We start from the raw sequence: 13,562 nt of genomic DNA, 5'->3' as shown, positions 1-13,562 counted from the left end.
GGATCCGACGTGCCAGCCGCATCCGTTCGGCCGTCACCTCACGGTAGGCACCGCCCAGCCACGAGCGATCCACGCGCGGTCCAAGCGCGGTCAACAGCCGGGGCGACCTGCGTCACACTGCGGGGGCCTGCCGACGTGCCCGGCCGGTGACCGGGGTCAGGTCAGGTCGCGGTGGATCCGGCCGTCGAGACCGCCGAGCCGCTCCCCGCTGCCGCCCCAGCGCCGGGCCACGATCTCGGCGGCGATGCTGATCGCGGTCTCCTCGGGCGTCCGGGCACCGAGGTCGAGCCCGATCGGGCTGGAGAGGCGGTCGATCTCCTTGTCGTCGACGCCGGCGTCGCGCAGCCGGTCGAGCCGGTCCTCATGGGTGCGACGGGAGCCCATCGCCCCGACGTACGCCACCTCGGGCAGGCGCAGGGCGACCTCGAGCAGCGGGACGTCGAACTTCGGGTCGTGGGTCAGCACCGCGACCACCGTGCGGCTGTCGATCCGACCCGCCTCGGCCTCCGCCGCGAGGTAGCGGTGCGGCCAGTCGACGACGACCTCGTCGGCCTCGGGGAAGCGGCTGGTCGTGGCGAAGACCGGCCGCGCGTCGCACACCGTCACGTGGTAGCCCAGGAAGCTGCCGACCTTCGCGACGGCCGCGGCGAAGTCGATCGCGCCGAAGACCAGCATCCGCGGCTTGGGCGCGAACGCCCACACGAAGACCCGCATCCCCTCGCCCCGGCGCTCGCCGTCGGGTCCGTAGGTGAGCGTCGCGTTCGAGCCGGCGGCCAGCAGGCCGAGTGCGTCGTCGTGGACGGCGTCGTCGGCGCGGGGCGAGCCGAGCGTCGGGGCACCCACCGACGTGCCGGTGGTCGAGCCGGGGGCTGCCGTTGGCACCTGATCCGTGGGTGTCCCACCGCCGTCCGGGCGTACGACGAGCCGGCGGCCCAGCCACGCCGGGTCCGGGTGCTCGATGACCGTGGCGAGGGCGACCGGGCGACCGGCCTCGATGTCGGCGGCGATCTCCTCGAGCTGGGGGAAGCTGGCGCGGCTGACCTGCTCGACGTACACGTCGAGGATGCCGCCGCAGGTCAGGCCGACGGCGAAGGCGTCGTCGTCGGAGACGCCGTAGCGCTCCAGCACCGGATCGCCCGACGCGACGACCGACTCGGCGAGGTCGTAGACGGCGCCCTCGACGCAGCCGCCGGAGACCGAGCCGACGGCCGTGCCGTCGGGGCCGACCAGCATCGAGGCACCGGGAGGACGGGGCGCGGACTGGAAGGTGGCGACCACCGTGCCGACGCCGACGGTCTCGCCCGCGCGCCACCAGGTCAGCAGCTCGGGCAGCACCTCACGCACGTGAGATCACCTCCGAGAGCTCGGCGAAGGTCGCCAGGGAGTGGCCGGCGACGAAGTCGTCGCAGTGCGGCAGGGCCGCGAGCACGCCCTGCTGGACGGGTTCGTAGCCGGCCTTGCCCCGGTGCGGGTTCACCCACACGACGCGGTGGGCGACGCGCTGCAGCCGGGCCATCTGCTCACCGAGCAGGGTCGGGTCGCCGCGCTCCCAGCCGTCGCTGAACACGACCACGACGGCGCCACGGGCCAGACCGCGCTGGCCCCAGCGGTCCAGGAAGAAGCGCAGGGTCTCGCCGAGCCGGGTGCCTCCCGACCAGTCGGGCACGGTCTCACCGGCCGCGACCAGCGCCCGCTCCGGGTCGCCGATCCGCATCGCGCGGGTGAGGTGGGTGAGCCGGGTGCCGACGGTGAACGTCTCCACGACGCCGCCGCCCGACCGGCCGACCTGGGTGAAGCGGTGCGCGAGGCGCAGCAGCGCGTCGGCGTACCCGCTCATCGAGCCGGACACGTCGACCAGCAGCACCACCCGGCGCGGCCGGAGGCTGCGCCGCCGCCAGGCGATCTCGCCGGGCTCGCCCATCCGCCGCAGCGAGGAGCGCAGGGTCCGGGCGGCGTCGACCTGGCCGCGGTGCCACCGCTGGTGCCGCGCGGTACGGCGCACCGGCGGGTGTGGGCGCAACGTGGCGAACATGCCGGACAGCCGGTGCCGCTCGGCAGCCGACAGCGTCGCGACGTCGCGCTGGCGCAGGACCTCCGCGTCGCTGGCCCGAGCGCGGACGACCTCCTCGTCCTCCTCGGCCTCGCCGGCGCCGGAGCCCTCGGCGTCGGGCAGCCCGGAGAACCCGGGGACGCCGGCCTGCGCCGGCCGGGCGCGGGGCAGGCCGTCGCGCCCGTCGAAGTACGCCGTGAAGACCTGGTCGTAGCGCTCGAGGTCGTCGGGACCGCCGCAGAGGGTGGCTCTGCCGGCGAGGTACGTCGCCCGCTGCTCCTCGAGGCCCAGGGCGGCCGCGGCCGTGAGGAACCCGTGCGCGCGGTCGTGGGTGACCGGCACCCCGGCCGCCCGCAGGGCGCGGGTGAACCCGAGCAGGATCTCGTCGCCGCCGCGGTCCATCACGCCCGCAGCATCTGGTCCAGGGCGTGCCGCACGCGGTCGGCGTCCTCGCGGTACTTCACCAGCGCGCCCAGCGTCGCGGACGCCGACTCCAGGTCGATCTCGGCGGTGCCGAGGTAGCTCAGGGCGCGCGCCCAGTCGATCGTCTCGGCGACGCCCGGCGGCTTCTGCAGGTCGGCGCGGCCACGCAGGTCCTGCACGATCGACACGACCTGGCGCCGCAGCTCCGCGGACACCTCGGGTGCGCGCGAGCGCACGATCTCGACCTCGCGCTCCAGGCCCGGGTGGTCGATCCAGTGGTAGAGGCACCGCCGCTTGAGCGCGTCGTGCAGCTCGCGGGTGCGGTTGGAGGTGAGCACGACGATCGGCGGCGTCGCGGCGCGCACGGTGCCGAGCTCGGGGATGGAGACCTGGTAGGTCGAGAGCACCTCGAGCAGGAACGCCTCGAACTCGTCGTCGGCGCGGTCGACCTCGTCGACGAGCAGCACCGCGGGGCTCTGCTGCAGCGCCTGCAGCACCGGGCGGGCGAGCAGGAAGCGGGCGTCGTACAGGCTCTTCTCGGCCTCCTCGACGCTCTGGTCGCCGCCGCTGCTGGCCGCCTCGAGCGCGCGCAGGTGCAGGATCTGGCGCGGGAAGTCCCAGTCGTAGAGGGCCTGCGTGGCATCGATGCCCTCGTAGCACTGCAGCCGGACGAGCGGCAGCCCGAGGGTCTCGGCGATCGCCTCGGCCAGCGCCGTCTTGCCGGTCCCGGGCTCGCCCTCGAGCAGCAGCGGGCGCTCCATCCGCAGCGCCAGGTAGGTGACGGTCGCGAGCGCGTCGTCGCACAGGTAGCCGGTCGCGCCGAGGCGCTCGGCGATCTCGGCGGGGGACGACGGCTCCATGCCACCCAGGCTACCCAGCGGCGTGTTGGCCGCCGGTTGGTACGACGTACCGCGCGATCACCGGGTGGTGCTGCCCACCCGAGAGACGACCGACGGTCCGGACCCGGCGTGCGCGCTCGTCCGACCAGATGTTGTCGATGTAGCCGGCACCCACGGTGCTGGTCCCTCCGCGCGGCAACCGCCGCCGGATGTCCCACGCCGATCTCAGGCCGACGTCGTGCAGGCGGGCCATCGGCAGGTTGCGCGCGCGGATCCGCCGGTCGTCGCGGTGGTCGACGTTGAAGTCACCCACGACCAGGACCGTCACGCCCTGCCGTCGCTGCTCTCGCTCCACGGCCCGGGCGAGGCCGCGCACCTGGGCCACGTAGTAGTGGTAGCGGCCGGGGCGGCCGGGGACCCTCCGGCCGTGGGCCACGCCGCCCCAGGCCAGGTGCACGTTGAGGACGGCGTACTGCCGGCCGCTGGCGCGGTGGACGAGCCGGACGACGGTGGCGTACGACGCCGGCAGCCCCCCGTGCCGGTGCGCGATCCGGGCCGACCGGGCACCGACCAGGCGGAGCTCGCTGCGATCCCAGATCACCGGGTTCTCGTCCCGGCCCGGGCTCCTGGCGTAGACGCCCCAGCCGGCGCTGTCGGCCAGGAAGCGGCGCTTGTCGGCGCTGGTCACCTCCTGCAGCCCGGCCACGTCGACGTGGCTACGGAACTCCCGCACGGTGCGACGCCAGGTCGCGAGGCTCCGGCCGCGGTCGATGTTGAAGCTGCCGACCCGCAGCTGGTCGCGCGAGCCGCCGCTCGCCGCCGACGCGGGCGTGTGCACCGCGACCGGGGCACCCAGGGTCAGGGAGGCCAGGAGGACGACGCGGACGAGGGTGGCGAGGGCAGCAGCCATGGCCGCAGGTACCCACGGTCCGGGCACCCATGCGAGCAGTGCCGGTGGACACGTGCCGCCTCCGGCTAGCCGGGAGCGGGTCGATCACCGGCCGGTACGGCGTACCTCGCGATCACGGGGTGGTGCTGCCCACCGGAGAGCCTGCGGACCGTGCGCACCTCTCGAGCGCGAGCCTGCGCCCACACCTGGTCGATGTAGCCGGCACCGAGGGTGCTCGACCCGCCGCCGGCGCGCAGCCGCCCGGAGTCCCACGCCGACACCAGGCCGGCGGCCCGCAGCCGTCGCGTCGGCGACCCCGCTCGGCCGTCGCGGCGGTCGGCCCGGTGGTTGACGTTGAAGTCGCCCACGACCAGGACGTGCCGGCCGGCGGCCTCCTCCCGGCGGGCGGCACGGGCGAGGCCGACCAGCTGCGCGCGGCGGGCCCGGCGCGGGACCGCGTCGTGACCCCAGGCGAGGTGGACGTCGAGGACGGCGTAGCGCTGCCCGGTGCGGCGGTGGACCAGCCGCACGAGGGTGGCGTACGCCGGCGCGAACGACCCGTGCCGCCCGGCCAGGCGCACCGCCCCGGCACCGGTGCGGCGGAAGTCGCGGCGGTCCCAGATGACGGGGTTGACGTCAGGTCCCGGGGTCCTCGCGTAGTAGCCCCACCGGTCGCCGTCGGCCAGGAAGTGCCGCTTGCGCGCGGTGTTCACCTCCTGCAGCCCCGCCACGTCGACGTGGCGCCGGAAGGAGCGGACCGAGCGGCGCCACGCGGCGTACCCAGTGCCGCGGTCGACGTTGAAGGTGCCGACGCGGATGACGGCCGGCACCGCCCGCTCCGGCTCCGCGTGCGAGGCCGGTGCCGCCCCGGTCGGCACGACCAGCAGGAGCGTCGTCAGGAGGCTCGCCAGGAAGTCCACGTCGGGCACGCAAGCGCATCCGCCGCCCGGTTGCGGAGCCTCCGGCTGAACGGCGGCGCAACACTGGCCGACGGGTTGCCGACACCGGTCACACTGGACAGGTGAGTGACGTCGACGAGCGACTGCAGCAGTCGATCCTGGACCTCCTCGGGGCCCGCCGACCGGGCGCGACCATCTGCCCGTCGGATGCGGCGCGTGCCGTGGGCGGCGCGGAGTGGCGCCCCCTCATGGACCGGGCCCGGGACGCCGCCCAGCGGCTCGTCGACACCGGTGACGTCGTGATCACCCAGGGCGGGGAGGTCGTCGACCTGGCCTCGGCGCGCGGACCCGTCCGGATCAGGCGGGTCTAGCGGGCGTCCACGTCCTGGCCGGTGGCGAGGTCGCCGCACTCGACGAGCTGGACCTCGTGGGTGCCGAGGTAGCCGCGAGCCCCGCGGTCCCCGGTCGTCTCGGCGAGCACGCCGGCCCAGTGCTGACGACCGAGCACCACGGGATGGCCGACCCGGCCGTCGTACGACGCCCGTCTCAGCGTGCCGGCGTCGGTCTCGGCGACGAGGCGGCGTACGACCTCGGGCCCGACGTCCGGCAGGTCGACCAGCGACACGACCGCCGCGACCGCGTCGGTGGCGGCGAGGGCGGCCAGCCCGGCGCGCAAGGAGGCCGACATGCCCTCGGCCCAGTCGGCGGCGACCACGACGTCCACCCCGGCGCCGTCGAGCAGCGGCAGCGCCTGGTCGGCGGAGGCGCCGAGCACGACCGTCACCGGGTCGCAGCCGCCGTCGGTCAGCGTGCGGACACCGCGCACCAGCCACGGCTCGCCGTCCTCGGCCCGCACCAGCGCCTTGGGCATCCCCATCCGGGAGCCCGCGCCGGCGGCCAGCAGCAGGCCGTGCATCAGCTCTCGAAGGCCTCGGCGTAGACCTTCGCCAGGTCGTCGCCGTACGCCGCCGAGAAGCCGCAGAGGCTGACCTGGCCGTTGCTCGCCGAGACCAGGTAGCGCTCGCCCGCCTGGAACCGGACCCCGGAGACCAGCTGCTGCATCTGCTCGCTGGGAGCGGTGACGACGACCGTGTCGGTCTCGTCGCCGGCGTACCAGTGCGACGGCGTCAGCGTCACGTCGTCACCCACGATGCTCGTGACGGTGCCGTCGAAGGCGGTGTCGGCGGTGGCGAGGACCTCCGCGTTGGGCACCATGCACTTCGCCGCGCCGGCGCTGGGCGGGACCTCGAGCCTGGTGACGGTCGGCGTGGCCGCCGGAGGGCTGACGGCCGGGTCGTCGCTGATCGCGCGGAAGCCGGCGAACCCGACCCCGGCGATGACCAGCACGGCCGCGGCGGCGAGCAGCCAGGTCAGGGGACCGCGGTTGCGGGTGCCCGTCTCACGGTTCTCGGTGGTGAGCTCGGTGGCCATGACGTCCTCCAGCAGTCGGGCCACCCGTGCGGGGTCGGCCGGCGGGAGGGAGGCAGCCGGGTCGGACGCCTGCAGGCGGGCCTGCAGCTGGTCGTCGTCGGTCATGGCTTCCTCCCCTCTCTCGACCCTTCATGTCCGGACCTCACCGCGATCTTTCGCAGCTGGTCCTTGAGCTTCTCGCGCGCCCGGTGCAGCCGGATGCTCGCCGCGTTGGGGGTGATCCCGAGGACCGCCGCGATCTCGGTCGGCGTCAGCTGCTCCCACGCCCACAGCCGGAGCAGCTCGGCCTCCGCCGGCCGCAGCGCGAGGAGGGCGGCGGCGAGGTCGTCGTCCGGCTCGACCGCCGTCGGCACGGCCTCGGCGGGCGGGTCGACGGTGGCGATCCTCGCCGCCACCCGCTGCTGGCGGCGGGCGGAGCGCTCGGCGTTGAGCAGGCAGTTGCGCGCGACGCCGTACGCCCACGGCAGCGGCTCCTGCGGCAGGTCGGCCACGCGGCGCCAGCAGATGAGGAGGGTCTCGGCGAGCACGTCCTCGGCCGTGGCCGGATCCGTACGCCGGGCGAGGAACCGCCGCAGCGGCTCGATCAGCTCCGGCGCGACCGTCTCGAAGCGCTCCCGCCGGCTCTGGTCCACGCGGTCCACGCTGTCACATGTCCGCCCGCGGGCCGAAACCGTCGCCGGTCCTCAGCCCGTGAAGAGGAACACGTCCCGGTAGGGCTGGACGTCGGTGCCGACCAGGTCCGTGGCGGCCGAGTCGAAGACGACCGTGCTGCCGTCCGCGGAGACCCACGGGTCGAGGCTGTTGCCGTCGGGCTCGCCGCCGGCATTCGGCCGGGAGACGCGGTCCAGCACGCCGCTCGCACGCCGCCACCGGAAGACGTCGTAGTCGATCGTCGAGTCTCCGGGGACAAGGCCGGCCACGTTGGACTCGAAGACCAGCGTGCTGCCGTCCGAGGAGAGCTGCGGGTTGCCGCTGTCGAGACCCGCGGACCCGTCGGTGAGCCGCGCGGTGGCTGCGGGGGCCGTGGCGTCCCAGAGGAAGATGTCCTCGGAGCTGTCGGTGTCGCCGTCGGCGACCAGGTCGGTGGCGCGCGACTCGTAGGCGACGAACCGGCCGTCCCCCGAAATGGTCGGCTCGACGCTGCCGGCGTTGCCGCCGACGGTCGTGCTGCCCGGCACGTGGCTGACCAGGCTGGGCAGGCCGCTCGGGGCACCGCCCGACAGGGGCTGGCGGTAGATGTCGTAGCGCCCCGCGGTGCCGGCGGTCGTGGCGAGCAGGTTGGTCGACGACGACTGGTAGACGACCGCGGACCCGTCCCCAGCCAGGGCCGGGCTGTTGCTGTAGCCGTCGGCGTACTCGCCCGCCAGCCCGGAGCCGGCGCGTGAGACCAGCCTGGTGACGTCGGCGGCGCGATCCCAGACGACGATGTTGCCGTTCGGGAAGTCGCCGCGCGGGACGATGTCGCTGGCGAAGGTCTGGTAGGCGACCAGGCTGCCGTCGGCGGAGATCGACGGGTACCAGCTGTCGGAGCTCCCCGCTGCCGAGCCACCCGGGACGTGCGAGACCAGTGTCGTGGTGCCGGTGAGGCGGCTCCACAGGTAGACATCGTCCTCGTTGTTGGTGTCCGTTGCGACGAGTGCGTCCTCGGAGAAGAACACCACCCACTTCCCGTCGCCGGACACCACGGGATAGACCCCCGAGGCCGCGGTCGGGTCGGCCGTGACGGACGTCGACACCCGGGTGGCGATCCCGGTCTGCTGGTCGCGGAGGTAGACGTCGGTGCGGGCACTGGTGTCGCCCGTGCCGAGGTCGTAGGACCCGGACTGGAAGGCGACGTAGCGCCCGTCGTCGGACACCGAGGGCAGGATGCTCTCACCGTCGGACTCGCCACCGCCGGGCTGCTGGGACACCTTGACCGTGCCGGCGGGCGGCGTGACGGTCACCGGCTTCGCGGGAGACACCAGGAGCGGGGCGCCGTGGTACGCCGCGGCGACGACGCGGTAGGCGGTGACGCCCGACTCGGCCAGCCAGGCGAAGAGCGCCACCTGCGTCGTCCCGGGGTCGGCGCTGTCGACGTCGGTCCAGCCGCCGGGCCCGAGACCCTGCAGCCGCACGGCGCGGCCGGTGCGGAACGGCGTGACCGTGACGGAGGCGTGGACGGTGGAGCCGGCCACGACCGCGCCCGGCATCGTGAGCCGCGCGCGCTGCACCTGCACGCCGACGGACCGAGCGGTCGTGGTGAAGGCGGGGTACCACCTGCCCCGGTGCTTGACCTTCGGCGCCGTGAACCGGACGGCGGTGGAGCGTGTCGAGGTGCGGAAGGTCAGCGACCGCCCGCCCTTCGCCCTCGTGGTGGCGAGCGTCCTCCAGACCGACCCGGTGCGCCCCTGGAGGCGGACGGTGCGCTTGAAGGTGCCCCCGCGGACCGTGCCCGTGACGGTGAACGTCTCCCCGGGGATCCGGGCGGTGGGTGACACGACAACCGTGGGCGCCGCGCGCTGCGGCGTACGCCGATCGGGTCCCGCGGAGGCCGTCGCGGACGTGCCGCCCGTCGCGAGCAGCAGCCCGACCAGGGCGGCCACCGCCAGTCGGGCACGCCGTCGACCGGGGCCACCGAGAGTCATGCCCCGACCCTAGGTCCGGTCGCCGCCCGCCGGCATGGCCCGGATGTGCTGTTGCGGGGCCCCCATGGCAGCAGGGCCCCCGCCGAGGCGGAGGCCCTGCTGTGTGGGAGCTGGTGAGGCTGGACTCAGAAGTCCATGCCGCCCATGCCACCGGAGGGGTCGCCACCCATGGGGGCGGCCTTCTCCGGCTTGTCGGCGACGACAGCCTCGGTGGTGAGGAAGAGCGCCGCGATGGAGGCGGCGTTCTGCAGCGCGCTGCGGGTCACCTTGGCGGGGTCGATGATGCCGGAGGCGATCATGTCGACGTACTCGCCGGTGGCCGCGTTGAGGCCCTGGCCTGCAGGCAGGTTGCGGACCTTCTCCGCCACGACGCCGCCCTCGAGGCCGGCGTTGATCGCGATCTGCTTGAGCGGGGCGTCGGAGGCGAAGCGCACGATGTTGGCACCCGTCGCCTCGTCGCCGGTGAGCTCCAGCTTGTCGAACGCGGTGGCCGCAGCCTGCACGAGCGCCACGCCGCCACCGGCGACGATGCCCTCCTCGACGGCCGCCTTCGCGTTGCGAACGGCGTCCTCGATGCGGTGCTTGCGCTCCTTGAGCTCGACCTCGGTGGCCGCGCCGACCTTGATGACCGCAACGCCACCGGCCAGCTTGGCCAGGCGCTCCTGCAGCTTCTCGCGGTCGTAGTCGGAGTCCGACTTCTCGATCTCGGCACGGATCTGGTTGACCCGACCGGCGATCTGGTCGGCGTCACCGGCACCCTCGACGATGGTGGTCTCGTCCTTGGTGATGACGACCTTGCGGGCCTGGCCGAGCAGCTCGATGCTGGTCGACTCGAGCTTGAGGCCGACCTCCTCCGAGATGACCTGGCCGCCGGTCAGGATCGCGATGTCCTGCAGCATGGCCTTGCGGCGGTCGCCGAAGCCCGGGGCCTTGACGGCGACGGACTTGAAGGTGCCACGGATCTTGTTGACGACCAGGGTCGACAGCGCCTCGCCGTCGGTGTCCTCGGCGAGGATCAGCAGCGGCTTGCCGGACTGCATGACCTTCTCGAGGAGCGGGAGGAGGTCCTTGACCGAGGAGATCTTCTGGTTCGCGATCAGGATGTAGGGGTCCTCGAGGACCGTCTCCATCCGCTCGGGGTCAGTGACGAAGTACGCCGAGATGTAGCCCTTGTCGAAGCGCATGCCCTCGGTCAGCTCGAGGTCGAGCCCGAAGGTGTTCGACTCCTCGACGGTGATGACACCTTCCTTGCCGACCTTGTCCATCGCCTCGGCGATGATCTCGCCGACCGTGGTGTCAGCGGCGGAGATCGACGCGGTCGCGGCGATCTGCTCCTTGGTCTCGATGTCGATCGCCATGCTGGAGAGCTGCTCCGACACGGCGGCGACAGCGGCCTCGATGCCGCGCTTGAGGCCCATCGGGTTCGCACCCGCGGCCACGTTGCGCAGGCCCTCGCGGACCATCGCCTGGGCGAGGACCGTGGCGGTCGTCGTACCGTCGCCGGCGACGTCGTCGGTCTTCTTGGCGACCTCCTTGACGAGCTCGGCACCGATCTTCTCGTACGGGTCCTCGAGCTCGATCTCCTTGGCGATGGAGACGCCGTCGTTGGTGATCGTGGGGGCGCCCCACTTCTTCTCGAGCACGACGTTGCGGCCCTTGGGACCGAGGGTGACCTTGACGGCGTCTGCGAGCGTGTTCATGCCACGCTCGAGGCCGCGCCGGGCTTCCTCATTGAAAGCAATCAGCTTGGGCATAACTCCTGCGATTCCTCACGCTTGAGTTCGGGAATCCGGATCCGATGGGTTGCCCGCGACGGACGACCCGGCCCCGGCGAACCCTTTCTCGCCGGCGCGGAGGGCCTCAACTGGCACCGATCCGGTTGTCACTCTCATGACGAGAGTGCCAGCGTCATGTTTAGCACTCGGCCCTGGCGAGTGCAAGAAGTGGGGTCGTCCTCAGGAGAGCCGGCGGAGCCGCTGCGCGACCAGGTCGGCGAACGCGGCCGCGTTGCCGGGCAGCACGTCGAGGTGGAGACCGGGCTCGATCAGCTCCAGCTCGCTGATCACCAGCCGCTCGTCGTACGTCATCAGGTCGACCCGCGCGTAGGACAGGTCGGCGCCGAGGCGCGACCCGACGACCGCGACCACTCGCTCGGCGAGGGCGGCCGTCTCGGGCTCGAGGACGCCGGGCCGGGTCCCGCCGCCGTACAGCTCCTGCACCCGGAGCTCGCCACCGGCCGGCAGCTTGTCCACCTGCGACACCGCCCGACCGTCGAGGACGTAGACCGAGATCTCACCCGTCGTGCGCACCGACCCGACCAGCGGCTGGACCACCCAGGGTCCCGCGACCAGCCCCTCCAGGGAGGGGTCGTCGAGCCCCTCCGCGACCACGAGCCCGACTCCCCCGGCTCCCGTGGCGGGCTTGACCACGACCGTCCCCCACGCGGCCACCGCCTCGCGCAGACCGGCGACCAGGGAGCGGTCGTCGAGGAGGCTCGTCGGCACGACGGGAAGGTCGCCGAGGTCGGTCAGGTAGGACTTGTCAGCGTTCCACGCGAAGACCTCGGCGCCGTTGAGCAGCACCGTCCGCGCCGCCACCGAGGTGGCCCAGTCGAGGAACTCCGGGCAGCGGCGGTGGTAGTCCCAGGTGCTCCGGACCGCGACCAGGTCGGCGGCGGCCCAGTCGACGGCCGGGTCGTCCCAGCACGCCCACGCGGCGTCCACGCCGCGCTCGGTCAGGGCGCGGAGCAGCAGGTCCCCGCCGGGCTCGCCGTCGGGCATCAGGTTGAAGGTGGCCAGGAGGACGCGCGTCACCGGCCGAGGCTAGCGACCTAGGTGCTGCCGCGGACGACCAGGTGCGTCGACAGCATCCGACCCGGTTGGGCGACACCCGGGGTCCGGGTCGAGTCCAGCAGCATGGCGACCATCTCGCGGCCCATCTTCTCCGGCGACTGGTGCACGGTCGTCAGCGGCGGGTTGGTCGACATCGCGATCGGCGCGTCCTCGAAGCCCACGACCGCGACGTCCTCGGGCACCCGCCGGCCCGCGTCGCTGAGGGCGCGCAGCGCGCCCGCGGCCATCAGGTCGTTGGCGCAGAAGACCGCGTCGACGTCCACCCCCCGACCGAGGAGCGTGCGCATCGACTTCTCCCCGCTGCCCTGGCCGAAGTCCCCACGCACCACGAGGCGGTCGTCCACGGGCAGGTCGGCGGCGACCAGCCCGGCGACGTACCCCTCGAAGCGCGAGCGGCCGGCGACCATGTCGGACGGGCCGGCGATGGTGGCGATGTGGCGGCGTCCGATGCCGGCCAGGTGCGCGACGGCCAGCTCGGCACCCTGCACGTTGTCGACGTCCACGAAGTCCTCGCGGGCATCGCCACGACGACCGCCGACGACGACGGGCACGCCGTGGGCGCGGATCCGGTCGGGCAGCTCGTCGTCGTCGTGGAGCGAGAGCAGCAGCACGCCGTCGACGTGCTGGCGGGTGAGGTAGTCGTCGAGCGCACCTCGGCGCTGCGAGGCCTGGGCGAGCAGCAGGATCAGCTGCCGGTCGGCCTGGGCCAGGGCGGACCCGATGCCGCGGATGACGCCGGCGAAGAACGGCTCGCCGAACACCCGCTCCTCGGACTCCGCGATCACCAGGGCGACCGCGTCGGTGCGGCGGGTGACCAGCGCGCGGGCCGCGGCGTTGGGGACGTAGCCCAGCTCGGCGATCGCCTGCTCGACCGCGAGCCGCGCCCGCTCGGAGACCTTCTCGCCCCCGTTGATCACGCGCGACGCCGTACCGCGTCCGACCCCGGCCCGGGCGGCGACCTCCTCGAGGGTCGGGCGGGTGCGCGGCGGTCGGGTCATGGCGTCAGTATGCCGAGGCGCCCGGGAAGCGGAGGTGCGAACGGCGGGCCCGGGACGTCGAGGAGTCCCAGGCCCGCCGTACGGCGGGGCCCGGCCACGAACCGCCGTCCGGGCCGGGCGCTCCCACCACGTCGGTCCGAGGCCATCACGCGGTCCACCCCTCGTCGCTCCGTGGCGTATGGGAGCGTTCCCACTTCGTACTGTGCTGCCTGACCCAAGGAGGTGTCAAGGACCTGCTGGGCGATTTTGCCCAGGATCGGCAGCCGGTCAGCAGCCGCCGGCGACGGCGGGGATCACCGAGATCTGGGTGCCGTCGGGCGTGGGGGTGTCCAGGTTGTCGAGGAACCGCACGTCGTCGTTGTCGACGTACACGTTGACGAAGCGGCGCAGCGCACCGGACTCGTCGAGGATCCGCCCCTTGATCCCGCTGAAGTGGGCGTCGAGGTCCTCGAGCACCTCGCCCAGGGTGGCGCCGGTGGCGCTCACCTCGGAGTCACCACCGGTGTAGGTGCGCAGGATGGTCGGGATCCGGACGGAGACGGACATCAGGCTCTTCT

Annotated in this window: 14 protein-coding genes; 1 reads left to right on the top strand and 13 read right to left on the bottom strand. The window is 73.5% G+C overall.

Going from position 1 to position 13,562, the window contains the following annotated elements:
• Nucleotides 1-156 precede the first annotated feature (156 nt).
• From N542_RS0115665 to N542_RS0115645, 5 genes are all read right to left on the bottom strand, one after another.
• Nucleotides 157-1,344 carry an XdhC family protein gene (locus tag N542_RS0115665; RefSeq protein ID WP_028644740.1) on the bottom strand — a complete coding sequence of 396 codons (1,188 nt, stop codon included), beginning with the start codon at nt 1,342-1,344 and terminating at the stop codon, nt 157-159.
• Complete coding sequence (locus tag N542_RS0115660) at nt 1,337-2,452, bottom strand: vWA domain-containing protein (protein ID WP_036508157.1); 1,116 nt, start codon at nt 2,450-2,452, stop codon at nt 1,337-1,339. The genes N542_RS0115665 and N542_RS0115660 overlap by 8 nt, the downstream gene beginning before the upstream one ends.
• On the bottom strand, nt 2,452-3,333 hold the full coding sequence (locus tag N542_RS0115655) for an AAA family ATPase (RefSeq protein WP_028644738.1): 882 nt from the start codon (nt 3,331-3,333) through the stop codon (nt 2,452-2,454). Before N542_RS0115655 ends, N542_RS0115660 begins: the two co-directional genes overlap by 1 nt.
• Nucleotides 3,334-3,343: 10 nt before the next feature.
• A complete protein-coding gene (locus N542_RS0115650; protein ID WP_028644737.1) occupies nt 3,344-4,222 on the bottom strand; it encodes an endonuclease/exonuclease/phosphatase family protein in 879 nt (292 codons plus the stop codon).
• Between the two features lie 65 nt (nt 4,223-4,287).
• Nucleotides 4,288-5,130 (bottom strand): endonuclease/exonuclease/phosphatase family protein, encoded by an 843-nt coding sequence (locus tag N542_RS0115645; protein ID WP_028644736.1) that lies wholly within the window; start codon nt 5,128-5,130, stop codon nt 4,288-4,290.
• A 92-nt stretch (nt 5,131-5,222) separates the two neighbouring features.
• Between N542_RS0115645 and N542_RS0115640 the strand changes: the two genes are divergently transcribed.
• Nucleotides 5,223-5,471 (top strand): DUF3253 domain-containing protein, encoded by a 249-nt coding sequence (locus N542_RS0115640; protein ID WP_028644735.1) that lies wholly within the window; start codon nt 5,223-5,225, stop codon nt 5,469-5,471.
• Here the strand turns inward: N542_RS0115640 and N542_RS0115635 are convergent.
• The 8 genes from N542_RS0115635 to N542_RS0115600 all read right to left on the bottom strand — a co-directional run bounded on the left by N542_RS0115635 (nt 5,468) and on the right by N542_RS0115600 (nt 13,551).
• Nucleotides 5,468-6,016 carry a nucleotidyltransferase family protein gene (locus tag N542_RS0115635; protein WP_036508155.1) on the bottom strand — a complete coding sequence of 183 codons (549 nt, stop codon included), beginning with the start codon at nt 6,014-6,016 and terminating at the stop codon, nt 5,468-5,470. The two genes, N542_RS0115640 and N542_RS0115635, sit on opposite strands and share 4 nt — an antisense overlap.
• Nucleotides 6,016-6,636, bottom strand: a complete 621-nt coding sequence (locus N542_RS0115630) for a hypothetical protein (RefSeq protein WP_028644733.1) — start codon at nt 6,634-6,636, stop codon at nt 6,016-6,018. The genes N542_RS0115635 and N542_RS0115630 overlap by 1 nt, the downstream gene beginning before the upstream one ends.
• A complete protein-coding gene (locus tag N542_RS0115625) occupies nt 6,633-7,163 on the bottom strand; it encodes an RNA polymerase sigma factor (protein WP_036508153.1) in 531 nt (176 codons plus the stop codon). The genes N542_RS0115630 and N542_RS0115625 overlap by 4 nt, the downstream gene beginning before the upstream one ends.
• Nucleotides 7,164-7,214: 51 nt before the next feature.
• Nucleotides 7,215-9,155, bottom strand: coding sequence for a TolB family protein (locus N542_RS0115620; protein ID WP_155993133.1), 1,941 nt, complete (start codon nt 9,153-9,155; stop codon nt 7,215-7,217).
• Between the two features lie 125 nt (nt 9,156-9,280).
• Nucleotides 9,281-10,909: a chaperonin GroEL gene (gene groL / locus N542_RS0115615; protein ID WP_028644730.1), complete on the bottom strand. Its 1,629-nt coding sequence runs from the start codon at nt 10,907-10,909 to the stop codon at nt 9,281-9,283.
• A gap of 201 nt (nt 10,910-11,110) precedes the next feature.
• Entirely contained in the window at nt 11,111-11,968 is an 858-nt protein-coding gene (locus N542_RS0115610; protein WP_051551873.1) for an ATP-grasp domain-containing protein, read from the bottom strand.
• 17 nt (nt 11,969-11,985) lie between these two features.
• Nucleotides 11,986-13,005 (bottom strand): LacI family DNA-binding transcriptional regulator, encoded by a 1,020-nt coding sequence (locus N542_RS0115605; RefSeq protein ID WP_028644728.1) that lies wholly within the window; start codon nt 13,003-13,005, stop codon nt 11,986-11,988.
• A gap of 267 nt (nt 13,006-13,272) precedes the next feature.
• Entirely contained in the window at nt 13,273-13,551 is a 279-nt protein-coding gene (locus N542_RS0115600; RefSeq protein WP_028644727.1) for a MoaD/ThiS family protein, read from the bottom strand.
• Nucleotides 13,552-13,562: the final 11 nt, after the last annotated feature.

The sequence above is a fragment of the Nocardioides sp. URHA0020 genome (assembly GCF_000620705.1).
Lineage (GTDB): Bacteria > Actinomycetota > Actinomycetes > Propionibacteriales > Nocardioidaceae > Nocardioides.
The sequence above is the reverse complement of the archived record's forward strand: the minus strand, read 5'-3'. Positions and strand labels throughout refer to the sequence as shown.